Below are 25,523 nucleotides of genomic sequence, written 5' to 3'. Positions count from 1 at the left end.
GGGGGCGGAGTGGAAAAAACAAAAAACACACTTGCCATTCCTTTCCCTGCACCTTAAAGGAGCGCATACCGAATTGGCCAAGCGATTTCGCGGCCGATTCAGGTGCTGAAGGGGTATAGCTCAGTTGGTAGAGCGGCGGTCTCCAAAACCGCAGGTCGGGGGTTCGAGCCCCTCTGCCCCTGCCACTTTCCATTCGCAAGCGCGGTTTTCGCTGCATGGCAGATGGGGCCGGATTTCCGGCGAATTTCGCCGAATGTCGATTTCCTCTTGTTAAAAGTGGAATCGGTGTTTATGTAAGGTCAAAACAGACACGCGGTGCGTGGGGCTGATTAGTTCGGCTTTACGCGCCGTAATTGTGTGGGCAGTCAATGGCATCCAAAACCAATCCGTTTACGTTTCTGCAGCAGGTTCGCGCCGAAGCGTCAAAAATCACTTGGCCGTCGCGCCGCGAGACCATGATTTCGACGGCTATGGTGCTGGTGATGGTCATTTTTGCGGCTCTGTTCTTCTTTGCTGCTGACCAGCTCATCGGCTGGGTGCTTAGCCTCGTGCTGAACGTCGGCCGGTAACGGATTGAACGGAGAATAAAAAAAATGGCAGCGCGCTGGTATATCGTTCACGCATATTCGAATTTCGAAAAGAAGGTCGCTGAGTCGATCGAAGAGAAGGCCCGTCAGAAGGGTCTTTCTCATCTGTTCGAGAAAATCCTCGTGCCGACCGAAAAGGTTGTCGAGGTGCGTCGTGGCCGTAAGGTCGACAGCGAGCGCAAGTTCTTTCCAGGTTACGTGCTGGTGCGCGCCAACCTGACGGATGAGGCCTATCACCTCATCAAGAACACGCCGAAGGTTACCGGTTTCCTCGGTTCGGACAGCAAGCCTGTTCCGATTCCCGATTATGAAGCCGAGCGTATCCTCGGTCAGGTTCAGGAAGGTGTCGAGCGTCCGAAGTCTTCGGTTTCGTTCGAGATCGGCGAGCAGGTTCGCGTTTCCGACGGTCCGTTCGCGTCGTTCAACGGGGTGGTTCAGGATGTCGACGAAGAGCGTTCGCGCCTGAAGGTGGAAGTTTCGATTTTCGGCCGCGCTACGCCGGTCGAGCTGGAATACAATCAGGTCGAGAAGGTCTGATTGGCGGGGCAAGACCCCAAGCGCGTGGAAGGCAAACTGGCTCTTTAAGCCGGAGCAGGGCGCCGCACCACGCAACCGCAGCCGCCGGAGCAATCCGGCTTAAGAGAAGCCGGGTAACCGGTTTGAATTGAAAGGCAGAGAGATATGGCTAAGAAAGTTGCAGGCCAGCTCAAGTTGCAGGTAAAGGCCGGGGCGGCCAATCCGTCCCCGCCGATCGGTCCGGCACTTGGTCAGCGTGGCATTAACATCATGGAATTCTGCAAGGCGTTCAATGCCGCCACGCAGGAAATGGAAAAGGGTATGCCGATTCCGGTCGTCATCACCTATTACCAGGACAAGTCCTTCACCTTCGTCATGAAGCAGCCGCCGATGACGTATTGGCTGAAGAAGGAAGCCAAGATCACCTCCGGTTCCAAGACGCCTGGCAAGGGCGCCAAGATTGGCTCCATCACCAAGGCTCAGGTCAAGACGATCGCAGAAGCCAAGATGAAGGATCTGAACGCAGCCGACATCGAAGGCGCAATGGCAATGGTTGAGGGCTCCGCCCGCGCCATGGGCCTGGAAGTGGTAGGTTGATCATGGCCAAGGTAGCAAAGCGCATTCAGAAGATCCGCGAAGGTGTGGATCCCAACAAGCTTTACGTTCTCACCGACGCCATTTCGATGGTCAAGGAACGTGCTGTCGCCAAGTTCGATGAAACCGTTGAAGTTTCGATGAACCTCGGCGTTGACCCGCGCCACGCGGACCAGATGGTTCGTGGCGTTGTCAACCTGCCGAACGGCACGGGCCGTGACGTTCGCGTCGCCGTCTTCGCACGCGGCGCCAAGGCTGATGAAGCCACGGCTGCTGGCGCTGACGTTGTTGGTGCAGAAGAACTGGTTGAAATCGTTCAGGGCGGCAAGATCGACTTCGATCGTTGCATCGCGACCCCGGACATGATGCCGCTCGTCGGCCGTCTCGGCAAGGTACTCGGCCCGCGTGGCATGATGCCGAACCCGAAGGTCGGTACGGTGACCATGGATGTTGCCGGCGCCGTCAAGGCGTCCAAGGGCGGCGCTGTCGAGTTCCGCGTCGAAAAGGCCGGTATCGTACACGCTGGTATTGGCAAGGCTTCGTTCGACGCCAAGGCTCTTGAGGAAAACATCAAGGCTTTCGCCGATGCCGTCATCAAGGCAAAGCCGGCTGGCGCCAAGGGCAACTATGTCAAGCGCGTCGCCATTTCCTCGACCATGGGTCCGGGCGTCAAGATCGACCCTTCGTCGGTTACGGCTTAATCAATTCTCGCGCTTCCCAAGGGAAGTGTGAATAAAAGAATTTCCGGCTCCCAGGAGCCGGAGATTTCCGGGGAAACCCGGAACTCCTGTCCGAGATTGCGGGTGGCCATTTCCTTCGGGGCCTGGCCTTAATCATTCAACCTGCATGAGACGGGTGAGGCTGGATTTGAGGTATCTGCTGATGCCTGACTGTCCGGTTCGAACCTGGTGTGCCTGTGCCTGAAGCCGTTTGCGGCGACAGAGCGGGGGACAGGATCCTCGAGCGTCGCTCGGGATCTTTGTAAAAAGGTCCCTTGGGGCAAAGGCAAACCCGACGGGTTCACAATCATGTGGTCCCGTCTACTGGAGACAGACAGTGGAAAGAGCGGAAAAACGCGAATTCGTCACGGAGCTGAACGAAGTCTTCAAGGCTTCCGGTTCGGTTGTCGTGGCCCACTATGCTGGTGTCACCGTTGCGCAGATGAACGACTTCCGTTCGAAGATGCGCGCTGCCGGAGGCACCGTCAAGGTCGCGAAGAACCGCCTGGCCAAGATCGCTCTTCAGGGCACGGAGTCGGAAGGGATGACAAATCTCTTCAAGGGCCAGACGCTGATTGCATACAGCGTCGACCCGATGATCGCTCCGAAAGTCGTCATGGATTTCGCAAAGACCAACGACAAGGTCGTTGTTCTCGGTGGTTCCATGGGTGCAACCACGCTCAACGCCGAAGCAGTCAAGTCGCTTGCGACCCTGCCTTCGCTGGACGAGCTGCGCGCAAAGCTGCTGGGCCTTCTCAATGCCCCGGCAACTCGCGTCGCTACGGTTGTCGCCGCACCTGCAAGCCAGCTGGCACGGGTGTTCTCGGCTTACGCCAAGAAGGACGAAGCCGCTTAAGGCGGTTTTTCGCTGTAAATATTCAAACTGGTTCGAACTGAACAAAAGGAACTATCAAAATGGCTGATCTCGCAAAGATCGTAGAAGACCTCTCCACCCTGACCGTTCTGGAAGCTGCAGAACTGTCGAAGCTTCTCGAAGAAAAGTGGGGCGTTTCCGCTGCTGCTCCGGTAGCTGTTGCTGCTGCTGGCGGTGCTGGCGTTGCTGCTGCTGTTGAAGAAGAAAAGACTGAATTCGACGTGATCCTGGTTGACGCTGGCGCCAACAAGATCAACGTCATCAAGGAAGTCCGCGCTATCACGGGTCTCGGCCTGAAGGAAGCCAAGGACCTCGTTGAAGGCGCTCCGAAGGCTGTCAAGGAAGCTGTTTCCAAGGCTGAAGCTGCTGATCTCAAGAAGAAGCTTGAAGAAGCCGGCGCTAAGGTCGACGTTAAGTAATCTTGCGATTGCTGGCGGGAAGGGGCTCCATGCCCCTTTCCGTCGTCATCGTTTTTAAAACTCATTACCCAAAAGCCGCGTGAAAATGGCTTTTGGGTAATGGGTTCTTCAAGAGAATGGTTCCGAACCGGCTCATCTAGGCAATCCGGCCTGATCGATCCGGGATGTGGAACGAGATTGATGACACCCATTGCTTGACGGGATCGACTGGCCATCGGTTCCCGTCCGTTGCAGGCCCGGATGCAATTTTTAAAGGAGCGACGATGGCTCAGACCCTTTCGTTTAACGGTCGCAGGCGCGTACGCAAGTTTTTCGGCAAAATTCCAGAAGTAGCGGAAATGCCGAACCTCATCGAGGTTCAGAAGGCTTCGTACGACCAGTTTCTCATGGTTGACGAGCCCAAGGGTGGCCGTCCCGACGAGGGATTGAATGCCGTATTCAAGTCCGTATTCCCGATCACCGATTTTTCCGGCGCCTCCATGCTCGAATTCGTGTCCTACGAATTCGAAGCGCCGAAGTTCGACGTAGAGGAATGCCGTCAGCGCGATCTGACCTATGCAGCGCCGCTGAAGGTGACGCTGCGCCTCATCGTGTTCGATATCGATGAAGATACGGGCGCGAAGTCCATCAAGGACATCAAGGAACAGTCCGTCTACATGGGCGATATGCCGCTCATGACCAATAACGGTACGTTCATCGTCAACGGCACCGAGCGCGTCATCGTTTCGCAGATGCACCGTTCGCCGGGCGTGTTCTTCGATCACGACAAGGGCAAGAGCCATTCTTCCGGCAAGCTGCTTTTCGCTGCCCGCGTTATCCCGTATCGCGGTTCCTGGCTCGACATCGAATTCGACGCCAAGGACATCGTCTATGCGCGTATCGACCGTCGCCGCAAGCTGCCCGTGACCTCGCTCCTGATGGCGCTCGGCATGGACGGCGAAGAAATTCTGTCGACCTTCTATACCAAGGCTACCTACGAGCGCGCCGGCGACGGCTGGCGTATCCCGTTCCAGCCTGACGCGCTGAAGAATGCCAAGGTCATCACCGACATGATCGACGCCGACACCGGCGAAGTTGTTGTCGAAGGTGGCAAGAAGCTGACCCCGCGCCTTATCCGCCAGCTCGTCGACAAGGGCCTGAAGGCGCTTAAGGCGACTGACGAAGACCTCTACGGCAACTTCCTGGCCGAAGACATCGTCAACTACGAGACGGGTGAAATCTATCTCGAAGCCGGCGACGAAATCGACGAGAAGACGCTCGGCCTGATCCTGCAGTCTGGCTTCGACGAGATTCCGGTTCTCAACATCGACCACGTCAATGTTGGCGCCTACATCCGTAACACGCTCTCCGTTGACAAGAACCAGAACCGTCAGGAAGCGCTGTTCGACATCTACCGCGTCATGCGTCCGGGCGAACCGCCGACCATGGACTCCGCGGAAGCGATGTTCAACTCGCTGTTCTTCGATGCAGAGCGTTACGATCTCTCGGCTGTTGGCCGCGTGAAGATGAACATGCGTCTCGACCTCGACGCGGAAGACACCGTGCGCACGCTGCGCAAGGAAGACATCCTCGCTGTCGTCAAGATGCTGGTCGAACTGCGTGACGGCAAGGGCGAAATCGACGACATCGACAACCTCGGCAACCGCCGTGTTCGTTCGGTCGGCGAGCTGATGGAAAACCAGTATCGTCTGGGCCTTCTGCGCATGGAACGTGCGATCAAGGAACGTATGTCCTCGATCGAAATCGACACCGTGATGCCGCAGGACCTGATCAACGCGAAGCCGGCAGCTGCCGCCGTTCGCGAATTCTTCGGTTCCTCGCAGCTGTCGCAGTTCATGGACCAGGTGAACCCGCTTTCGGAAATCACCCACAAGCGTCGTCTTTCGGCTCTTGGACCGGGTGGTCTGACCCGCGAGCGCGCCGGCTTCGAAGTCCGCGACGTTCACCCGACCCACTACGGCCGTATTTGCCCGATCGAAACGCCGGAAGGCCCGAACATCGGTCTGATCAACTCGCTTGCCACCTTTGCCCGCGTCAACAAGTACGGCTTCATCGAAAGCCCGTACCGCAAGATCATCGACGGCAAGGTGACGACCGACGTTATCTACCTCTCCGCCATGGAAGAGGCCAAGTACTACGTCGCACAGGCCAATGCCGAACTCGATGGCGAAGGCGCCTTCACTGAAGAGTTCGTCGTCTGCCGTCACTCGGGCGAAGTTATGCTCGCACCGCGCGACAACATCAACCTGATGGACGTTTCGCCGAAGCAGCTCGTTTCGGTCGCGGCGGCTCTCATTCCGTTCCTGGAAAACGACGACGCCAACCGCGCTCTCATGGGCTCGAACATGCAGCGTCAGGCCGTTCCGCTTCTGCGGGCGGAAGCGCCGTTCGTCGGCACAGGCATGGAACCGATCGTCGCCCGTGACTCCGGCGCTGCCATCGCAGCTCGCCGCGGCGGTGTCGTCGACCAGGTCGATGCGACGCGTATCGTTATCCGCGCTACGGAAGAACTCGATGCCGGCAAGTCGGGCGTTGATATCTACCGTCTGCAGAAGTTCCAGCGTTCGAACCAGAACACCTGCGTCAACCAGCGTCCGCTGGTCGCCGTCGGCGATCTCATCTCCAAGGGTGACATCATCGCGGACGGTCCGTCGACCGACCTCGGTGACCTGGCGCTCGGCCGCAACGCGCTCGTCGCGTTCATGCCCTGGAACGGCTACAACTACGAAGACTCGATCCTGATGTCGGAGCGTATCGTTTCCGACGACGTGTTCACCTCCATCCACATCGAAGAATTCGAAGTGATGGCGCGTGACACGAAGCTTGGTCCGGAAGAAATCACGCGCGACATTCCGAACGTTTCGGAAGAAGCGCTGAAGAACCTCGACGAAGCCGGTATCGTTTACATCGGTGCGGAAGTTCAGCCGGGCGACATCCTCGTCGGCAAGATCACGCCGAAGGGCGAAAGCCCGATGACGCCGGAAGAAAAGCTTCTGCGCGCCATCTTCGGTGAAAAGGCTTCCGACGTTCGCGACACCTCCATGCGCATGCCTCCGGGCACGTTCGGTACGGTCGTCGAAGTCCGCGTCTTCAACCGTCACGGTGTGGAGAAGGACGAGCGCGCGATGGCAATCGAGCGCGAAGAGATCGAACGTCTGGCGAAGGACCGCGACGACGAACAGGCAATCCTTGACCGTAACGTCTACGGCCGCCTGATCGACATGCTGCGTGGCCACGTTTCCATCGCTGGTCCGAAGGGCTTCAAGAAGGGCGTCGAGCTTTCCAACGCCGTCGTATCCGAATATCCCCGCTCGCAGTGGTGGATGTTTGCAGTCGAAGACGAGAAGGCCCAGTCCGAACTGGAAGCGCTTCGCGGCCAGTACGACGAATCCAAGTCGCGCCTTGAACAGCGCTTCATGGACAAGGTCGAAAAGGTCCAGCGCGGCGATGAAATGCCTCCGGGCGTCATGAAGATGGTCAAGGTCTTTGTTGCTGTGAAGCGCAAGATCCAGCCGGGCGACAAGATGGCCGGCCGTCACGGTAACAAGGGCGTCGTCTCGCGTATCGTTCCGGTCGAAGACATGCCGTTCCTCGAAGACGGCACGCATGTCGACATCTGCTTGAACCCGCTCGGCGTGCCTTCGCGCATGAACGTCGGCCAGATCCTCGAAACCCACCTCGCATGGGCATGCGCAGGCATGGGCAAGAAGATCGGCGAGATGCTCGAAGAGTATCGCAAGACGATGGACATCAGCGAGCTTCGCACCGAGCTCACCGAAATCTATGCGAGTGAATCGCATGACGAGGTGCAGCGCTTCGATGACGAATCGCTGGTCAAGCTTGCCGAAGAAGCCAAGCGCGGTGTTTCCATCGCGACCCCGGTCTTCGACGGTGCGCATGAGCCTGACGTCGCTGCGATGCTGAAGAAGGCAGGTCTGCATGAATCCGGTCAGTCCGTTCTTTATGACGGCCGTACCGGTGAGCCGTTCGACCGCAAGGTCACCGTCGGCTACATGTACATGATCAAGCTGAACCACCTTGTTGACGACAAGATCCACGCTCGCTCGATCGGTCCTTATTCGCTCGTTACCCAGCAGCCGCTGGGCGGCAAGGCGCAGTTCGGCGGACAGCGCTTCGGGGAAATGGAAGTCTGGGCTCTGGAAGCATACGGCGCGGCTTACACGCTGCAGGAAATGCTCACCGTCAAGTCGGACGACGTGGCGGGCCGCACCAAGGTCTACGAGGCGATCGTCCGTGGTGACGACACGTTCGAGGCCGGCATTCCGGAGAGCTTCAACGTTCTCGTCAAGGAAATGCGGTCGCTCGGTCTTTCGGTCGAACTGGAAAACTCGAAGATCGAGAACCAGCCCGACGACCAGCTGCCCGACGCGGCGGAATAAAATGAGAGAGGCGGGCGCCTTTTTGGGCGCCTGCCGGTTCCTCCGGCAGCCTGCGGTTGCCGAGGGACACTTTCGCCGCATTGTGCGGTTAATCCGTATTTAAAGCTCTGGACGGTGACCCGGGAAGAAGCCGGTCCAGATGCAAACAGGGGCAGCAGCTAGCCTCTCAAGGAGACAAGGCATGAACCAAGAGGTCATGAATCTTTTCAATCCTCAGGTGCCTGCGCAGCATTTCGATTCCATCCGGATTTCGATCGCTTCGCCGGAAAAAATCCTGTCGTGGTCCTACGGCGAGATCAAGAAGCCGGAAACCATCAACTACCGTACGTTCAAGCCGGAACGCGACGGTCTTTTCTGCGCGCGTATTTTCGGACCGATCAAGGACTACGAGTGCCTGTGCGGCAAGTACAAGCGCATGAAGTACAAGGGCATCATCTGCGAAAAGTGCGGCGTCGAAGTGACGCTGTCGCGCGTTCGCCGTGAGCGCATGGGCCATATCGAGCTCGCAGCGCCGGTTGCCCACATCTGGTTCCTGAAGTCGCTTCCTTCGCGTATCTCGACCCTGCTCGACATGACGCTGAAGGATGTCGAGCGCGTTCTCTATTTCGAGAACTACATCGTCACGGAACCCGGCCTCACTTCGCTGAAGCAGAACCAGCTTCTGTCCGAAGAAGAGTACATGATTGCCGTTGACGAATTCGGCGAAGACCAGTTCACCGCCATGATCGGCGCTGAAGCCATCTATGAGATGCTGGCTTCGATGAACCTCGAGAAGATCGCTGGCGACCTGCGTGCCGAACTTGCTGAGACCACGTCTGATCTCAAGCAGAAGAAGCTGATGAAGCGCCTGAAGATCGTCGAGAACTTCATGGAGAGCGGCAACCGTCCGGAATGGATGATCATGAAGGTCGTTCCGGTTATTCCGCCGGACCTGCGTCCGCTGGTTCCGCTGGATGGCGGTCGTTTCGCGACGTCCGACCTCAACGATCTCTATCGCCGCGTCATCAACCGTAACAACCGTCTGAAGCGCCTGATCGAGCTTCGTGCGCCTGGCATCATCATCCGCAACGAAAAGCGTATGTTGCAGGAATCCGTCGATGCGCTGTTCGATAACGGCCGTCGCGGTCGCGTCATCACGGGTGCCAACAAGCGTCCGCTGAAGTCGCTCTCCGACATGCTCAAGGGCAAGCAGGGCCGCTTCCGCCAGAACCTTCTCGGCAAGCGCGTCGACTATTCCGGTCGTTCGGTTATCGTGACCGGTCCGGAACTGAAGCTGCACCAGTGCGGCCTGCCGAAGAAGATGGCGCTCGAACTGTTCAAGCCGTTCATCTACGCCCGCCTCGACGCCAAGGGTTACTCCTCGACCGTCAAGCAGGCCAAGAAGCTGGTTGAAAAGGAAAAGCCGGAAGTCTGGGATATCCTCGACGAGGTTATCCGCGAGCATCCGGTTCTCCTGAACCGCGCACCGACGCTGCACCGTCTGGGTATCCAGGCTTTCGAACCAATGCTGGTCGAAGGCAAGGCCATCCAGCTGCATCCGCTCGTCTGCACGGCCTTCAACGCCGACTTCGACGGTGACCAGATGGCTGTTCACGTTCCGCTGTCGCTGGAAGCCCAGCTGGAAGCGCGCGTGCTGATGATGTCGACCAACAACATCCTGCATCCGGCAAACGGCCACCCGATCATCGTTCCTTCGCAGGACATGGTTCTCGGCCTGTATTACCTGTCGATCATGAACCAGAACGAGCCGGGCGAAGGCATGGCCTTCTCGGATATCGGTGAGCTGCATCACGCGCTTGAAAACAAGGTCGTGACGCTGCATGCCAAGATCCGTGGTCGCTTCAAGACCGTGGATGCCGACGGCAAGCCGGTTTCGAAGATCCATGAAACGACCCCTGGCCGTATGCTGATCGGCGAACTTCTGCCGAAGAACGTCAACGTGCCTTTCGACGTCTGCAACCAGGAAATGACCAAGAAGAACATCTCCAAGATGATCGACACGGTCTACCGTCACTGCGGCCAGAAAGACACGGTCATCTTCTGCGACCGCATCATGCAGCTCGGCTTTGCCCATGCCTGCCGCGCCGGCATTTCGTTCGGCAAGGACGACATGGTCATTCCGGACAGCAAGGTGAAGATCGTCGGTGACACCGAAGCCTTGGTGAAGGAATACGAACAGCAGTACAATGATGGTCTCATCACCCAGGGCGAGAAGTACAACAAGGTTGTCGACGCCTGGGGCAAGGCTACCGAAAAGGTCGCCGAAGAAATGATGGCGCGCATCAAGGCTGTCGAGTTCGATCCGGAAACGGGCCGCCAGAAGCCGATGAACTCCATCTACATGATGTCCCACTCGGGCGCCCGTGGTTCTCCGAACCAGATGCGTCAGCTGGGCGGCATGCGCGGCCTGATGGCGAAGCCCTCGGGTGAAATCATCGAGACGCCGATCATCTCGAACTTCAAGGAAGGCCTGACCGTTAACGAGTACTTCAACTCGACCCACGGTGCCCGTAAGGGTCTTGCAGACACCGCCCTGAAGACGGCGAACTCGGGTTACCTTACCCGTCGTCTCGTCGACGTCGCGCAGGATTGCATCGTCAACTCCGTGGATTGCGGCACCGACAAGGGCCTCACCATGACCGCCATCGTCGATGCCGGTCAGGTTGTTGCCTCGCTTGGCGCACGTATTCTAGGCCGTACGGCTCTGGACGATATCGATCATCCGGTTTCCGGCGAGAACATCGTCAAGGCCGGCACGCTTATCGATGAGGCCGATGTGGCCGCCATCGAAAAGGCGGGCATCCAGTCCGTCCGCATCCGCTCCGCTCTGACCTGCGAAGTGCAGATCGGCGTCTGCGGCGTCTGCTACGGTCGTGACCTTGCACGCGGTACGCCTGTCAACATGGGCGAAGCCGTTGGCGTCATCGCCGCACAGTCGATCGGTGAACCGGGCACGCAGCTCACCATGCGTACGTTCCACCTTGGCGGTACGGCGAACGTGGTCGACCAGTCGTTCCTCGAAGCGTCGTATGAAGGCACGATCCAGATCAAGAACCGCAACATCCTGCGGAACTCGGAAGGCGTTCTCATCGCCATGGGCCGTAACATGTCCGTTACGATCCTTGATGAGCGCGGCGCGGAACGTTCCTCGCAGCGTGTCGCTTACGGTTCGAAGATCTTCGTGGATGATGGCGACAAGGTTAAGCGTGGCCAGCGTCTTGCAGAGTGGGACCCCTACACCCGTCCGATGATGACGGAAGTGGAAGGTACCGTTCACTTCGAAGACCTCGTCGACGGTCTCTCCGTTCTGGAAGCGACCGACGAATCCACCGGCATCACCAAGCGTCAGGTCATTGACTGGCGTTCGACGCCGCGCGGTTCGGACTTGAAGCCCGCGATCATCATCAAGGACGCTTCCGGCGCTGTGGCGAAGCTTAGCCGTGGTGGCGAAGCCCGCTTCCATCTGTCCGTGGATGCCATCCTGTCGGTCGAGCCGGGTTCCAAGGTCTCCCAGGGTGACGTGCTTGCACGTTCGCCGCTGGAAAGCGCCAAGACGAAGGACATCACCGGTGGTCTGCCGCGTGTTGCCGAACTGTTCGAAGCACGTCGTCCGAAGGATCACGCCATCATCGCCGAGATTGATGGTACGATCCGCCTCGGCCGCGACTACAAGAACAAGCGTCGCGTGATGATCGAGCCTGCGGAAGACGGCGTCGAGCCGGTCGAATACCTGATCCCGAAGGGCAAGCCCTTCCATCTTCAGGAAGGCGACTACATCGAGAAGGGCGAATACATTCTCGACGGCAACCCGGCGCCGCACGACATTCTGGCGATTAAGGGCGTGGAGGCTCTGGCTTCCTACCTCGTGAACGAAATCCAGGAAGTCTATCGACTGCAGGGCGTTGTGATCAACGACAAGCACATCGAGGTGATCGTTCGCCAGATGCTGCAGAAGGTTGAAATCACCGATGCTGGCGACAGCCAGTACATCGTTGGCGACAACGTCGATCGCATCGAGCTTGACGACAACAACGACCGCCTGATCGAAGAAGGCAAGAAGCCTGCCTATGGCGAGCCGGTTCTGCTCGGCATCACCAAGGCTTCGCTGCAGACGCCGTCCTTCATCTCGGCCGCATCCTTCCAGGAAACCACCAAGGTTCTCACGGAAGCTGCGATCGCCGGCAAGACGGACACGCTGCAGGGCCTCAAGGAAAACGTCATCGTCGGCCGCCTCATCCCGGCCGGTACTGGCGGCACCATGACGCAGATCCGCCGCATCGCCACCTCGCGCGACGACCTCATTCTCGAGGAACGCCGCAAGGGTACGGGTGCAGGCTCTGCGAACCAGATGCTGCAGGACATGACGGACCAGGCTCCGGCCGCCGAATAAGGTCAGACAGGGCAGGGGCTTTACGAAGCCCCGCCAAAGGTTCAATGGAAACGCCCGGAGCAATCCGGGCGTTTTTGTTTGTGTGGAAGCCACCGGCGAGTCAGCGCGATTTTACGATTTGTCTTTGAGATTATCTTCAGCCGCGCGGCGAGGGTCAGCTCTGTTCGCGGATGTTATAGCGGGTGAGAACGGAGAGCCGGCGAACGAGATCAGTTTGGCCGGTGCTGCCAGTCTTCGCATAGATCGACTTGGCGTTGCTGCGCACCGTTTCATGGGAAATCTGCAATTGCTTCGCCACGGCGGGAAGCGAGAGCCCCTTCATGATTTCCAGAGCCACGCGGGCCTCGCCCTTGGTGAGATCGTATAGCCCTTTTAACAGTGACGTTGCATCGGTGATGGTGCCCATGGGTTGCGATATCAGCACGATGGCGGAACCTTTCGGGGACAAATCCAGTGCGTTCCTGCGCAACGGTATGACGTGGAGGATGCAGGACCGATCTTCGCCGGTCGGGAGGGGGAAAGAGCCGACATTATCTCCGGCGAGCGCCTTATAGAGCAGCCGGTTTACTCTTTCGTCTGACACTACGATCCTGTCGCGGGCACGGGTGGAAATACATTTCCTGAGGGAGAGAAACATGTCGTTTGCGGAGAGGATACGCCCGCTCGCCTGTAGCACCGCCGCTGGCGCGCCTATGGCGTTCAGCCCGAGCGTCATGGCGTCGGCCTTCTGTCGCTGCAGCCGGGTTGCGAGGGTGAGGCTGCGGGCAATGTGTGGCCTCAGCCGGCCCAGCGCCGCCATGGTTTCCGGCCCGATGACGCCGCTATCGAGTTTGCGTTCGAAAAGCACTGTCATTTCCGGATGATCCGGTGGCGCAATCTGCGTTGCCGCGCCATATCCCAATCCGCGCGGCATCAGGAAGTCACGCACGATCGGCAATCCGGCCCATTCGTCATGGGTGAAGACGTCGAAATCCTGTACGAAGGAAAACTGTCCTTCGCGGATTGCGCGGGTGAGGCGATCGTTGCGCCTGTTCCAGCCGCCTTCCATGAAGGCCTGCATCACGTCCTGCAGATTGGGGGTGAAGAGCCATGCCTCCTCCTCACCCTTGCCCCAGGTAAGCGCACCGCCCCAGAAATCCAGGCGGTTACCGATTGTCTCTATGACCTCAGCCCAGCGATCAGGGAAAAGTGCCGCCTCGTAAATGTCATCGATAATGTCTGCTGAAGATATAGTATCCAACCCGCCACCGGAATTTTGCGTCGATACTATTGTAAGCTGATATTTGGGTATTGTTCAACGGATAAAGAAATAATACTATTGTATTAAAAGTATATAATCTATGAGTGACTTAATATATTGATAAGTTTGCCGAAGGGGTCGCGCACGAAAAGGCGGCGTACGCCCCACGCCTCAACGGCGGGGCCGTATTCGATGGGCAGCCCGGCCTTCAGGATTCTGGCGTGGACCTCCTCGAAATCATCAACCTCGATCGAAAGGTCCGGCACATCAGTGCCGGAGCCGCCTTCACTTGCGAAGCTGACCTGTGCTCTTGCTTCGAGCGGGCTGGCATGGGTGACGATCCAGCCGTGATCCATGGCGACGGGCATGCCGAGAATATCGCAATAAAACGCCTTCGCCCGCGCTGGGTCGGGCGTTTCTATATTGGCGACGACCCGTCTTACCGCCATGGATTTGCGCCTCAGGCGAAACGGATGATGGCGACTTCGCCTTCGAGGGCGCCCTGATAGGCGGAAGCGTGCGGCTCTTCATCGGGAACTTCGGTCAGCATGCCGATCTGGTCGAGGTCCGCTTCGATGAAGCCTTCCTCGGAAAGCGCGTTCAGCGTTTCGCGCACGGCGGTATCGTCGTCCGGCGCCCGCAAAATGACGTGGATGTCGATGCCTTCGGAATTGTCGTGCTCATAGGCCTTGCCGATGACGATGAAGACCATCGGCTCTTCGCGTCCGTTGTCGTTGTCGGGGAGGGTGCTCATGACGCGGTTCCTTGATCATTCGTTGCTGTAATGGGGGCCGATGGAATCGGTTCCGCCCGTGGCGGCGCTGCTCCGGCTCGCCACAGGGAATCAATAGACGGATTTTATGAAAAGCCAAAGCGTGGAGGTCGAAATCGCAGCCTTCTGCGCCGACTTATGTTAAAGCTGGCTGGAAATGGCCCGGACGCGGGCTTCGTGGCCGCGGGCGCGGGGGCAAAATGTGGATTCGCCCTTGACGAAAGCTGGCTAAAACAGTAGTACGCCCGCCATCGGAGCCTCTGTGGGTGCTGGCCGTTCGGAAAGCTTTTTCCCGAACATCATCTCAAACGGGTCTCCATTGCACGTAGAAGACACGAATGTTGCACGCAAGACGCCTCATCCGGTGTCCTCTGCTCTTGGTGGTCCATCCGTGAAACCGGATCGGGCCACGTTTTGCGCATGAGGATATATGCGTGCATCGTCGCCGGCAACGGCATAGCCGCCACCCGTGAGGGTGGCTTAAGTAGTTTTTGCAAGGGATGGTTATATGCCTACCGTAAACCAGCTGATCCGCAAGCCTCGCCAGGCACAGGTAAAGCGCAACAAGGTTCCTGCTCTTCAGGAAAACCCGCAGAAGCGTGGTGTTTGCACCCGCGTTTACACGACGACCCCGAAGAAGCCGAACTCGGCTCTGCGTAAGGTTGCCAAGATCCGCCTCACCAACGGCTTCGAAGTCATCGGTTACATTCCGGGCGAAGGTCACAACCTTCAGGAACACTCCGTGGTCATGATCCGCGGCGGCCGCGTAAAGGACTTGCCGGGTGTGCGTTACCACATCATCCGCGGTGTTCTCGATACCCAGGGCGTCAAGAACCGCAAGCAGCGCCGCTCCAAGTACGGTGCGAAGCGTCCGAAGTAATTCGGGTTTAACAAATTCCGGCGCTGCGCGAGGTTCTCCGCGTGGTAAAGCGTCAATAACATTGAGAGACAAAAAATATGTCCCGTCGCCATAGTGCAGAAAAGCGTGAGATCAACCCGGACCCGAAGTTCGGCGATCTGGTCGTCACCAAGTTCATGAACGCCATCATGCTTCACGGCAAGAAGTCGGTCGCAGAAAGCATCGTTTACGGCGCGTTCGACGTCGTTCAGGGCAAGACGAAGCAGGAGCCGCTCGGCGTGTTCCACTCCGCCCTCGACAACGTTGCTCCGCACGTTGAAGTGCGTTCGCGCCGCGTTGGTGGTGCCACCTATCAGGTTCCCGTCGACGTTCGCCCCGAGCGCCGTCAGGCCCTCGCTATTCGCTGGCTGATCACGGCTGCCCGCAAGCGCAACGAAACGACCATGGTCGATCGCCTTTCCGGCGAACTCATGGACGCTGCGAACAACCGCGGTTCTGCTGTCAAGAAGCGCGAAGACACGCACAAGATGGCCGACGCCAACCGCGCATTCTCGCATTACCGCTGGTAATCTTAACCGGTCGCATATCGAAAGGCAGTCCATTATGGCTCGCGAATATAAAATCGAAGACTACCGCAATTTCGGTATCATGGCGCATATCGACGCCGGCAAGACGACGACCACCGAGCGTATCCTTTATTACACCGGTAAGTCGCACAAGATCGGTGAAGTTCACGATGGCGCAGCCACGATGGACTGGATGGAACAGGAGCAGGAGCGTGGTATCACCATCACCTCCGCTGCCACCACGACCTTCTGGAAGGGTCGCGACGGCAAGATGCGCCGCTTCAACATCATCGACACCCCCGGCCACGTCGACTTCACCATTGAAGTTGAGCGTTCGCTGCGCGTTCTCGACGGCGCCATCGCGCTGCTTGACGCCAACGCCGGTGTTGAGCCGCAGACGGAAACCGTCTGGCGCCAGGCCGAGAAGTATCATGTTCCGCGCATGATCTTCTGCAACAAGATGGACAAGACCGGCGCTGACTTCTACCGCTCGGTAGAAATGATCAAGACCCGTCTCGGCGCCATCGCCGTTGTCATGCAGCTGCCGATCGGCGCTGAGACCGAGTTCAAGGGCGTTATCGACCTGATCGAGATGAACGCACTCATCTGGCGCGACGAATCGCTCGGCGCTCAGTGGGACGTCGTCGAAATTCCTGAAGACATGAAGGCCAAGGCTGACGAATATCGCGAAAAGCTGATCGAGACCGTTGTCGAGATCGACGAAGAAGCGATGGAAGACTACCTGAACGGCATCATGCCCGACAACGAAAAGATCCGTGCGCTCGTTCGCCGCGGCACCATCGACGTGAAGTTCCACCCGATGTTCTGCGGTACCGCGTTCAAGAACAAGGGCGTTCAGCCGCTTCTCGACGCCGTCGTCGACTACCTGCCTTCGCCGCTGGACATTCCCGCGATCAAGGGCATCGACTTCAAGACCGAAGCCGAAATCGAGCGTCATGCCGATGACAGCGAGCCGCTTTCCATGCTCGCGTTCAAGATCATGAACGACCCCTTCGTCGGTTCGCTGACCTTCGCCCGCATCTACTCCGGCAAGCTCGAAAAGGGCACGTCGGTCATCAACACGGTCAAGGACAAGCGCGAGCGCGTCGGCCGTATGCTGCAGATGCATTCCAACAGCCGTGAAGACATCGAAGAAGCCTTTGCCGGCGACATCGTTGCTCTGGCTGGCCTCAAGGAAACCACCACTGGCGATACGCTCTGCGATCCGCTGAAGCCGGTTATCCTCGAGCGCATGGAATTCCCCGAGCCGGTCATCCAGATCGCCATCGAGCCGAAGACCAAGGGCGACCAGGAAAAGATGGGCCTCGCGCTCAACCGCCTGGCTGCTGAAGATCCTTCGTTCCGCGTCAAGACGGATGAAGAATCCGGTCAGACGATCATCGCAGGCATGGGCGAACTTCACCTCGACATTCTCGTTGACCGTATGCGTCGCGAGTTCAAGGTTGAAGCTACCGTCGGCGCTCCGCAGGTTGCCTACCGCGAAACCATCACGCGTCAGCACGAAGAAGACTACACGCACAAGAAGCAGTCCGGTGGTACCGGTCAGTTCGCTCGCGTGAAGATCATTTTCGAACCGAACCCCGAAGGCGAAGACTTCAAGTTCGAATCGAAGATCGTCGGTGGTGCTGTTCCGAAGGAATACATCCCGGGCGTTCAGAAGGGTATCGAAAGCGTTCTGTCTTCCGGTCCGCTGGCTGGCTTCCCGATGCTCGGCGTCAAGGCGACGCTGGTCGACGGTGCATTCCACGATGTTGACTCGTCGGTTCTCGCCTTCGAAATCGCATCGCGTGCCTGCTTCCGTGAAGCAGCGAAGAAGGCTGGCGCACAGCTTCTCGAGCCGATGATGAAGGTCGAAGTCGTAACGCCGGAAGACTATGTCGGTGACGTTATCGGCGATCTGAACTCCCGTCGTGGTCAGATCCAGGGCCAGGAAAGCCGTGGTATCGCCGTCGTCATCAACGCGCATGTTCCGCTCGCGAACATGTTCAAGTACGTCGACAACCTGCGCTCCATGTCGCAGGGCCGTGCACAGTACTCGATGACGTTCGACCACTATTCGCCGGTTCCGTCGAACGTGGCGCAGGAAATCCAGGCAAAGTACTCCGGTCAGAAGTGATCGGGGTACGCCCCACCGAATTTTGAAGATTATTCCCGTCAAGGGACAAGAATGGAGAGCCACTAATGGCAAAGAGCAAGTTCGAGCGCAATAAGCCGCACGTCAACATTGGCACGATCGGTCACGTTGACCATGGCAAGACGTCGCTGACGGCAGCAATCACGAAGTTCTTCGGCGAGTTCAAGGCGTATGACCAGATCGACGCGGCTCCGGAAGAAAAGGCTCGTGGTATCACGATCTCGACGGCACACGTTGAATACGAGACGCCTGCCCGTCACTACGCGCACGTCGACTGCCCCGGCCACGCCGACTACGTGAAGAACATGATCACCGGTGCTGCCCAGATGGACGGCGCGATCCTGGTTTGCTCTGCAGCTGACGGCCCGATGCCGCAGACGCGCGAGCACATCCTGCTTGCCCGCCAGGTTGGCGTTCCGGCAATCGTCGTGTTCCTCAACAAGGTCGACCAGGTTGACGACGCCGAGCTTCTCGAGCTCGTTGAACTGGAAGTTCGCGAACTTCTGTCGTCCTACGACTTCCCGGGCGACGATATCCCGATCATCAAGGGTTCGGCACTTGCCGCTCTTGAAGATTCTGACAAGAAGATCGGTGAAGACGCAATCCGCGAGCTGATGGCTGCTGTTGACGCCTACATCCCGACGCCTGAGCGTCCGATCGACCAGCCGTTCCTGATGCCGATCGAAGACGTGTTCTCGATCTCTGGCCGTGGTACGGTTGTGACGGGTCGCGTTGAGCGCGGTATCGTCAAGGTTGGTGAAGAAGTCGAAATCGTCGGCATCCGTCCGACCTCGAAGACGACTGTTACCGGCGTTGAAATGTTCCGCAAGCTGCTCGATCAGGGCCAGGCTGGCGACAACATCGGTGCACTGGTTCGCGGTGTTACCCGTGACGGCGTTGAGCGTGGTCAGATCCTGTGCAAGCCGGGTTCGGTCAAGCCGCACAAGAAGTTCATGGCAGAAGCCTACATCCTGACGAAGGAAGAAGGCGGCCGTCATACGCCGTTCTTCACGAACTACCGTCCGCAGTTCTACTTCCGTACGACTGACGTGACCGGCATCGTGTCGCTTCCTGAAGGCACGGAAATGGTTATGCCTGGCGACAACGTCACCGTTGAAGTCGAGCTGATCGTTCCGATCGCGATGGAAGAAAAGCTGCGCTTCGCTATCCGCGAAGGCGGCCGTACCGTCGGCGCCGGCATCGTGGCCTCGATCGTCGAGTAATTTCGACCATTGAAATTCTGACTGGCGGCGGTGTGAACAACACCGCCGCCGGCCTTTTAGTAAAAAGCCTGGCGGCGTTGCATTTTTAGTGCTTGAAAAATTCGGTGAAAGCGCGTAAACGCGCACTCACAATCACCGCTGGATTCGCAAGCGATTGCGGAGCGCGGTGTTTTTAGCAATACAGACTACCGAAATGATTGGGGTGTAACGCTCATCCCTCTCGATTTTTGAAAATCTGCGGCGCCACGATCAATAGAAGTTCATGTGTTTCCGCGTGCGGAAACGAATAACAAAGAACAAGGACAAGACGAATGAACGGCCAGAATATCCGTATCCGCCTCAAGGCGTTCGATCACCGGATCCTCGATGCCTCTACCCGTGAAATCGTGTCGACCGCAAAGCGCACCGGCGCCAGCGTTCGCGGCCCGGTTCCGCTCCCCACCCGCATCGAAAAGTTTACCGTCAACCGCTCTCCCCACGTTGATAAGAAGAGCCGTGAACAGTTCGAAATGCGGACGCACAAGCGTCTTCTCGATATCGTTGACCCCACCCCGCAGACTGTCGATGCTTTGATGAAGCTCGACCTCGCTGCTGGCGTTGACGTGGAAATCAAGCTCTAAGACCCGGCCCGATCCATCCAAGGTGAGGGCTGAAGTAACAAGGCCGGGCTTCACCCTCGGGTGAAGGCCAATAACAAGGAAGGTACGTGGAGAAATCCAACGACTTCCAAACCGGAGACCGGAAACATCGTGAGATGTCGAAGGGCACTCCTTAACAAAGGCCAGAGAGGGTTTTCCCTTCAAGGCTCGCAAGAGGATGAACCAATGCGTTCAGGTGTGATTGCACAGAAAGTGGGTATGACACGCGTCTATAACGACGCAGGTGAACATATCCCTGTAACAGTATTGCGACTGGATAACGTACAAGTCGTTGCCCAGCGCACGGAAGACAAGAATGGCTACACCGCAGTTCAGCTCGGTGCCGGCCAGTCCAAGGTCAAGAACACGACGAAGGCGCTTCGCGGTCATTTTGCCGCTGCCAACGTCGAGCCGAAAGCCAAGCTCGTCGAGTTCCGGGTTTCCCCCGAGAACCTGATCGACATCGGTGCAACACTGACCGCAAATCATTTTCAGTCCGGCCAGCTGGTCGACGTCACTGGAACCACGATCGGTAAAGGTTTTGCCGGTGCTATGAAGCGTCACAACTTCGGTGGTGGCCGCGCTTCGCACGGTAACTCCGTATCGCACCGTGCACACGGTTCGACCGGTAACAACCAGGATCCGGGCCGCGTCTGGAAGGGCAAGCGCATGGCTGGTCATATGGGCCAGACGCGCGTTACGACCCAGAACCTCGAAGTCGTTTCGACCGATGAAGACCGTGGCCTCATCCTCGTGAAGGGTGCAGTTCCCGGCTCGAAGGGTTCCTGGATCATCGTCCGCGACGCCGTCAAGTCGGCTGCGAAGTAAGGGAGCCTTATCATGGAATTGAACGTCAAAACCCTCGAGGGAAAAGACGCCGGCAAGGTTTCTCTGTCGGATGAGATCTTCGGCCTCGACCCCCGCCAGGACATCCTGGCCCGTATGGTTCGCTGGCAGCTTGCAAAGAAGCAGCAGGGAACCCACAAGTCCAAGAACCGGTCGGAAGTTTCCCGCACCGGCGCGAAGATGTACAAGCAGAAGGGTACGGGCCGCGCTCGTCACCATTCGGCTCGCGCACCGCAGTTCCGCGGCGGCGGCAAGGCCCACGGCCCGGTCGTTCGCAGCCACGCACATGACCTTCCCAAGAAGGTTCGTGCGCTTGCTCTGCGTCACGCCCTGTCTGCAAAGCTGAAGGCTGAAGAACTGATCATCGTCGATCAGCTCGTCGCGTCCGAAGCAAAGACCAAGGCTCTGCTGGGCAGCTTCGCTTCGCTTGGCCTGACCAACGCTCTCGTCATCGGTGGCGCCGAACTTGATGGCAACTTCAAGCTCGCTGCTCAGAACATCCCGAATGTGGACGTTCTGCCGGTACAGGGCATCAATGTTTACGACATCCTGCGCCGTGGCAAGCTGGTGCTTTCCAAGGCTGCTGTAGAGGCTCTGGAGGAGCGGTTCAAATGACGGATCTTCGCCACTACGATGTGATCGTATCTCCTTCGATCACGGAAAAGTCGACGCTGGTATCCGAACAGAACCAGGTCGTATTCAACGTCGCCAAAAGCGCTTCCAAGCCTGAAATCAAGGCTGCCGTGGAAGCTCTCTTCGGCGTCAAAGTCACGGCTGTGAACACGCTTATCCGCAAGGGTAAGACCCGTCGTTTCCGTGGGTTCGCCGGTAAGCTTAAGGACGTCAAGAAAGCCGTCGTTACGCTCGCCGAAGGTCAATCCATCGACGTGTCCACCGGACTCTAAAGGTTAGGCCCAAGCGGGCAAAGACCCAAAAGGGAACAAGAATATGGCATTGAAAAGTTTCAATCCGACCACGCCGAGCCAGCGTCAGCTGGTTATCGTGGACCGCGCTTCGCTCTACAAGGGCAAGCCGGTAAAGGCTCTCACCCAGGGCCTCAGCTCCAAGGGTGGCCGTAACAACCAGGGCCGGATCACCGTCCGTTTCCAGGGTGGCGGTCACAAGCGGACCTACCGTCTGGTTGACTTCAAGCGTCGCAAGTTCGACGTTGAAGGCACCGTTGAACGTTTGGAATACGACCCCAACCGCACCGCGTTCATCGCGCTGGTTACGTATACCGACGGCGAACAGGCTTACATTCTCGCGCCACAGCGTCTCGCTGCCGGTGACAAGGTGATCGCCTCCGACAAGGCAGTGGACGTGAAGCCCGGCAACACCATGCCGCTTCAGTACATTCCTGTTGGTTCGATCATCCACAACGTCGAGATGAAGCCGGGCAAGGGCGGTCAGATCGCTCGCTCCGCCGGTACGTATGTCCAGCTCGTCGGCCGCGATGCCGGTATGGCCATCCTGCGTCTCAACTCGGGCGAACAGCGTCTGGTGCACGGCTCCTGCCTCGCATCGATCGGCGCTGTTTCGAACTCGGATCACGGCAACATCAACGACGGTAAAGCCGGTCGTTCGCGTTGGCGTGGCAAGCGTCCGCACGTTCGCGGCGTCGTCATGAACCCGGTCGACCACCCGCACGGTGGTGGTGAAGGTCGCACGTCGGGTGGTCGCCACCCGGTTACTCCGTGGGGCAAGCCCACGAAGGGCAAGCGCACCCGTTCGAACAAGTCGACCGACAAGTTCATCATGCGCTCGCGCCATCAGCGTAAGAAGTAAGAGAGGTAGTCACTAATGGCTCGTTCAGTATGGAAAGGTCCGTTTGTTGACGGCTATCTTCTCACCAAGGCTGAGAAGGTGCGCGAGAGCGGACGTAACGAAGTAATCAAGATCTGGAGCCGTCGCTCCACGATCCTGCCGCAGTTCGTTGGTCTGACGTTCGGCGTCTACAACGGCAGCAAGCATGTGCCCGTCTCCGTCAACGAAGACATGGTCGGACACAAGTTCGGTGAATTCTCTCCGACCCGTACCTATTACGGTCACGGCGCGGACAAGAAGGCAAAGAGGAAGTAATCATGGCGAAGGCTAAGACCGAACGCCGGCTGAAGGACAATGAGGCTCAGGCCATTGCCCGTACGCTCCGCGTCAGCCCCCAGAAACTGAACCTGGTTGCCGCTCTTATCCGTGGCAAGAAGGTTGATCGCGCTCTCGCCGAGCTCGAATTCTCCCGCAAGCGCATTGCAGGCACCGTCAAGAAGACGCTCGAATCTGCAATTGCCAATGCGGAAAACAACCATGACCTCGACGTCGACGCTCTCGTCGTCGCCGAGGCCTATGTTGGCAAGTCCATCACCATGAAGCGTTTCCACGCCCGTGGCCGTGGTCGTGCTTCCCGCATTGAAAAGCCGTTCTCTCACCTCACGATCGTTGTTCGTGAAGTTGAGGAAAAAGGGGAGGCCGCATAATGGGTCAGAAAATCAATCCGATCGGCTTCCGCCTCGGCATCAACCGTACCTGGGACAGCCGCTGGTACGCTGACACCGCTGAATACGGCAAGCTTCTGCATGAAGACCTGAAGATCCGGGCTTACCTGATCAAGGAACTCAAGCAGGCCGGCATCGCCAAGGTCGTCATCGAGCGTCCGCACAAGAAGTGCCGCGTCACGATCCACTCGGCTCGTCCGGGTCTGATCATCGGCAAGAAGGGTGCAGACATCGAGAAGCTTCGCAAGAAGCTTTCCGAGATGACCAACTCCGAAACGCACCTCAACATCGTTGAAGTGCGCAAGCCGGAAATCGACGCGACGCTGGTTGCCCAGTCGATCGCTCAGCAGCTCGAGCGCCGCGTGGCTTTCCGCCGTGCGATGAAGCGTGCTGTTCAGTCCGCAATGCGTCTTGGCGCCGAAGGCATCAAGATCACCTGCGGCGGCCGTCTCGGTGGTGCAGAAATCGCTCGTACCGAATGGTACCGCGAAGGTCGCGTTCCGTTGCACACGCTGCGTGCGGACATCGACTACGGCACAGCCGAAGCTGAAACCGCATTCGGTATCTGCGGCATCAAGGTCTGGATCTTCAAGGGCGAAATCCTTGAGCACGATCCGATGGCTTCTGAGCGTCGCGGTCTCGAAGGCGACGCACAGGGCCCTGCAAGCCGTGAGCGTGGCGATCGTTCCGATCGTCGTCGCGAAAACGCTTGATTGACGCTGGCGAAAGATAAGCTCGGAGAAGTAAGAAAATGTTGCAGCCAAAGCGTACTAAGTACCGTAAGCAGTTCAAGGGACGCATCAAAGGCGTCGCCAAGGGCGGCTTTGACCTGGCATTCGGTGAATTCGGCTTGAAGTCGCAGGAACCGAACCGCGTGAATGCACGCGAGATCGAAGCGGCCCGCCGCGCGATCACGCGTTACATGAAGCGCGCAGGTCGTGTGTGGATCCGCGTATTCCCAGACGTTCCGGTTACGGCCAAGCCGACCGAAGTTCGTATGGGTAAGGGCAAGGGTTCGGTCGATTACTGGGCATGCAAGGTCAAGCCCGGTCGTATGATGTTCGAGATCGACGGTGTTACCGAGGAGATCGCCCGTGAGGCGCTTCGTCTCGGCGCTGCCAAGCTCTCGGTCAAGACGCGCTTCGTACAGCGCATCGCAGAGTAAGGAGCAAGGCACATGAAAGCCGATGAAGTTCGCGGCCTCAGCGCCGACCAGCTCAAGGACAAGCTCGCCGATCTGAAGAAGGAGCAGTTCAACCTGCGCTTCCAGAAGGCAACTGGTCAGCTGGAGAAGTCCTCGCGCATCAACGAAGTCCGCAAGGATATCGCCCGCGTTAAAACCATTGCCCGCCAGAAGGCGGCAGAAGCCAAGGCCTAAGGAAAAATAATATGCCGAAACGCATTCTGCAGGGCGTCGTTGTGTCCGACAAGAACGAGAAGACTGTCGTAGTTCGTGTTGAGCGTCGATTCGCTCACCCGCTGCTTCAGAAGACCGTTCGTCGTTCGAAGAAGTACAAGGCACACGACGAGAACAATCAGTATAAGGTCGGCGATGTCGTTTCCATCGAGGAATGCGCACCGATCTCCAAGGACAAGCGCTGGACGGTTGTATCCGCCCAGGCTTAATTTCATCAGAATCGCGCCAGGTCTCTTGAACTTGGCGCGAATTCCTGTATGAAGCACCGCAAGGACGCTCGTGAATCGAGCGTCTTTTGCTTTGATGCGCACGGAAGGTCCTTCGGGAAACCACCCTGTCACGACATTTCCGCGCAAGACGAAGATATATTCATAAGCTGGGGCAGGGGGCTCGCTCGGGAGAGTTTGCCCAACCGTTCCGGTAACAACAAGAAGGCGACCTGACATGATTCAGATGCAAACAAACCTCGACGTGGCGGATAATTCCGGCGCACGTCGTGTCATGTGCATCAAGGTGCTGGGCGGCTCGAAGCGCAAATATGCTTCTGTTGGCGACATTATTGTCGTTTCCATCAAGGAAGCTATTCCGCGCGGCCGCGTCAAGAAGGGCGACGTGATGAAGGCGGTTGTCGTTCGCACCGCCAAGGACATCCGTCGCGCTGACGGCAGCGTCATCCGTTTCGATAACAACGCAGCCGTTCTTATCGACAACAAGAAAGAGCCGATCGGCACCCGTATCTTCGGACCGGTTCCGCGCGAACTTCGCGCCAAGAACCACATGAAGATCATCTCGCTGGCTCCAGAAGTGCTGTAAGGAGCT

Annotated in this window: 27 protein-coding genes and 1 tRNA gene; 25 read left to right on the top strand and 3 right to left on the bottom strand. The window is 58.1% G+C overall.

The features are described 5' to 3' along the window. The first annotated feature begins 109 nt into the window (after positions 1-109). From QRN60_RS09420 to rpoC, 9 genes are all read left to right on the top strand, one after another. Positions 110-185: transfer RNA gene (locus tag QRN60_RS09420), tRNA-Trp, on the top strand. A gap of 183 nt (positions 186-368) precedes the next feature. Further along, positions 369-569, top strand: a complete 201-nt coding sequence (gene secE, locus QRN60_RS09415; protein ID WP_003507689.1) for a preprotein translocase subunit SecE — start codon at positions 369-371, stop codon at positions 567-569. 24 nt (positions 570-593) lie between these two features. Then, a complete protein-coding gene (gene nusG, locus QRN60_RS09410; protein WP_003507690.1) occupies positions 594-1,124 on the top strand; it encodes a transcription termination/antitermination protein NusG in 531 nt (176 codons plus the stop codon). 144 nt (positions 1,125-1,268) lie between these two features. Beyond that, on the top strand, positions 1,269-1,700 hold the full coding sequence (gene rplK, locus QRN60_RS09405) for a 50S ribosomal protein L11 (protein WP_003507702.1): 432 nt from the start codon (positions 1,269-1,271) through the stop codon (positions 1,698-1,700). Between the two features lie 2 nt (positions 1,701-1,702). After that, positions 1,703-2,398: a 50S ribosomal protein L1 gene (rplA, locus tag QRN60_RS09400; protein WP_129565021.1), complete on the top strand. Its 696-nt coding sequence runs from the start codon at positions 1,703-1,705 to the stop codon at positions 2,396-2,398. Positions 2,399-2,753: 355 nt separating this feature from the next. Continuing rightward, positions 2,754-3,272: a 50S ribosomal protein L10 gene (gene rplJ, locus QRN60_RS09395; RefSeq protein ID WP_003507705.1), complete on the top strand. Its 519-nt coding sequence runs from the start codon at positions 2,754-2,756 to the stop codon at positions 3,270-3,272. Positions 3,273-3,331: 59 nt separating this feature from the next. Further along, the gene (rplL, locus tag QRN60_RS09390; protein WP_003507708.1) at positions 3,332-3,709 is read left to right on the top strand and encodes a 50S ribosomal protein L7/L12; all 378 of its coding nucleotides are present in this window, start codon (positions 3,332-3,334) and stop codon (positions 3,707-3,709) included. A 263-nt stretch (positions 3,710-3,972) separates the two neighbouring features. Beyond that, the gene (rpoB, locus tag QRN60_RS09385; RefSeq protein ID WP_111793424.1) at positions 3,973-8,109 is read left to right on the top strand and encodes a DNA-directed RNA polymerase subunit beta; all 4,137 of its coding nucleotides are present in this window, start codon (positions 3,973-3,975) and stop codon (positions 8,107-8,109) included. Positions 8,110-8,290: 181 nt separating this feature from the next. Further along, the gene (gene rpoC, locus QRN60_RS09380; RefSeq protein ID WP_080866263.1) at positions 8,291-12,499 is read left to right on the top strand and encodes a DNA-directed RNA polymerase subunit beta'; all 4,209 of its coding nucleotides are present in this window, start codon (positions 8,291-8,293) and stop codon (positions 12,497-12,499) included. A 154-nt stretch (positions 12,500-12,653) separates the two neighbouring features. Here the strand turns inward: rpoC and QRN60_RS09375 are convergent, their stop codons facing one another. The 3 genes from QRN60_RS09375 to QRN60_RS09365 form a co-directional block, all read right to left on the bottom strand. Then, positions 12,654-13,739, bottom strand: coding sequence for a helix-turn-helix transcriptional regulator (locus QRN60_RS09375; protein WP_099085231.1), 1,086 nt, complete (start codon positions 13,737-13,739; stop codon positions 12,654-12,656). 98 nt (positions 13,740-13,837) lie between these two features. Next, complete coding sequence (locus QRN60_RS09370; RefSeq protein ID WP_111793197.1) at positions 13,838-14,188, bottom strand: VOC family protein; 351 nt, start codon at positions 14,186-14,188, stop codon at positions 13,838-13,840. 11 nt (positions 14,189-14,199) lie between these two features. Continuing rightward, positions 14,200-14,493 carry a hypothetical protein gene (locus QRN60_RS09365; protein WP_003507722.1) on the bottom strand — a complete coding sequence of 98 codons (294 nt, stop codon included), beginning with the start codon at positions 14,491-14,493 and terminating at the stop codon, positions 14,200-14,202. A 526-nt stretch (positions 14,494-15,019) separates the two neighbouring features. On the opposite strand from QRN60_RS09365, the gene rpsL reads away from it, so the two are divergent. The 16 genes from rpsL to rplN all read left to right on the top strand — a co-directional run bounded on the left by rpsL (position 15,020) and on the right by rplN (position 25,517). Continuing rightward, a complete protein-coding gene (gene rpsL, locus QRN60_RS09360; protein WP_003507760.1) occupies positions 15,020-15,391 on the top strand; it encodes a 30S ribosomal protein S12 in 372 nt (123 codons plus the stop codon). 77 nt (positions 15,392-15,468) lie between these two features. Next, positions 15,469-15,939 carry a 30S ribosomal protein S7 gene (rpsG, locus tag QRN60_RS09355; protein ID WP_003507761.1) on the top strand — a complete coding sequence of 157 codons (471 nt, stop codon included), beginning with the start codon at positions 15,469-15,471 and terminating at the stop codon, positions 15,937-15,939. A gap of 34 nt (positions 15,940-15,973) precedes the next feature. Continuing rightward, on the top strand, positions 15,974-18,073 hold the full coding sequence (gene fusA / locus QRN60_RS09350; RefSeq protein ID WP_003507762.1) for an elongation factor G: 2,100 nt from the start codon (positions 15,974-15,976) through the stop codon (positions 18,071-18,073). Positions 18,074-18,138: 65 nt separating this feature from the next. Continuing rightward, positions 18,139-19,314: an elongation factor Tu gene (gene tuf, locus QRN60_RS09345; RefSeq protein WP_003507684.1), complete on the top strand. Its 1,176-nt coding sequence runs from the start codon at positions 18,139-18,141 to the stop codon at positions 19,312-19,314. A gap of 311 nt (positions 19,315-19,625) precedes the next feature. After that, positions 19,626-19,934, top strand: coding sequence for a 30S ribosomal protein S10 (rpsJ, locus tag QRN60_RS09340; protein ID WP_003507767.1), 309 nt, complete (start codon positions 19,626-19,628; stop codon positions 19,932-19,934). 204 nt (positions 19,935-20,138) lie between these two features. Then, positions 20,139-20,780, top strand: a complete 642-nt coding sequence (rplC, locus tag QRN60_RS09335) for a 50S ribosomal protein L3 (RefSeq protein WP_003507769.1) — start codon at positions 20,139-20,141, stop codon at positions 20,778-20,780. Between the two features lie 12 nt (positions 20,781-20,792). Continuing rightward, a complete protein-coding gene (rplD, locus tag QRN60_RS09330; RefSeq protein WP_003495173.1) occupies positions 20,793-21,413 on the top strand; it encodes a 50S ribosomal protein L4 in 621 nt (206 codons plus the stop codon). Next, positions 21,410-21,703 (top strand): 50S ribosomal protein L23, encoded by a 294-nt coding sequence (locus QRN60_RS09325; RefSeq protein ID WP_003495178.1) that lies wholly within the window; start codon positions 21,410-21,412, stop codon positions 21,701-21,703. Before rplD ends, QRN60_RS09325 begins: the two co-directional genes overlap by 4 nt. Before the next feature lie 43 nt (positions 21,704-21,746). Further along, the gene (gene rplB / locus QRN60_RS09320; RefSeq protein ID WP_003507771.1) at positions 21,747-22,583 is read left to right on the top strand and encodes a 50S ribosomal protein L2; all 837 of its coding nucleotides are present in this window, start codon (positions 21,747-21,749) and stop codon (positions 22,581-22,583) included. Between the two features lie 15 nt (positions 22,584-22,598). Beyond that, positions 22,599-22,877 (top strand): 30S ribosomal protein S19, encoded by a 279-nt coding sequence (gene rpsS / locus QRN60_RS09315; RefSeq protein ID WP_003507772.1) that lies wholly within the window; start codon positions 22,599-22,601, stop codon positions 22,875-22,877. Between the two features lie 2 nt (positions 22,878-22,879). After that, positions 22,880-23,269, top strand: coding sequence for a 50S ribosomal protein L22 (gene rplV, locus QRN60_RS09310; protein ID WP_003495184.1), 390 nt, complete (start codon positions 22,880-22,882; stop codon positions 23,267-23,269). Beyond that, a complete protein-coding gene (rpsC, locus tag QRN60_RS09305) occupies positions 23,269-24,000 on the top strand; it encodes a 30S ribosomal protein S3 (protein WP_003507773.1) in 732 nt (243 codons plus the stop codon). The genes rplV and rpsC overlap by 1 nt, the downstream gene beginning before the upstream one ends. A gap of 38 nt (positions 24,001-24,038) precedes the next feature. After that, on the top strand, positions 24,039-24,452 hold the full coding sequence (rplP, locus tag QRN60_RS09300) for a 50S ribosomal protein L16 (protein WP_003507774.1): 414 nt from the start codon (positions 24,039-24,041) through the stop codon (positions 24,450-24,452). A 12-nt stretch (positions 24,453-24,464) separates the two neighbouring features. After that, positions 24,465-24,665, top strand: coding sequence for a 50S ribosomal protein L29 (rpmC, locus tag QRN60_RS09295; protein ID WP_003495193.1), 201 nt, complete (start codon positions 24,465-24,467; stop codon positions 24,663-24,665). Positions 24,666-24,676: 11 nt separating this feature from the next. Further along, positions 24,677-24,913 carry a 30S ribosomal protein S17 gene (gene rpsQ, locus QRN60_RS09290; RefSeq protein WP_003495195.1) on the top strand — a complete coding sequence of 79 codons (237 nt, stop codon included), beginning with the start codon at positions 24,677-24,679 and terminating at the stop codon, positions 24,911-24,913. 235 nt (positions 24,914-25,148) lie between these two features. After that, positions 25,149-25,517 (top strand): 50S ribosomal protein L14, encoded by a 369-nt coding sequence (gene rplN / locus QRN60_RS09285; RefSeq protein ID WP_003495199.1) that lies wholly within the window; start codon positions 25,149-25,151, stop codon positions 25,515-25,517. Positions 25,518-25,523 lie beyond the last annotated feature (6 nt).

This window comes from Agrobacterium sp. CFBP2214 (assembly GCF_030209895.1).
GTDB lineage: Bacteria > Pseudomonadota > Alphaproteobacteria > Rhizobiales > Rhizobiaceae > Agrobacterium > Agrobacterium radiobacter.
The sequence above is the reverse complement of the archived record's forward strand: the minus strand, read 5'-3'. Positions and strand labels throughout refer to the sequence as shown.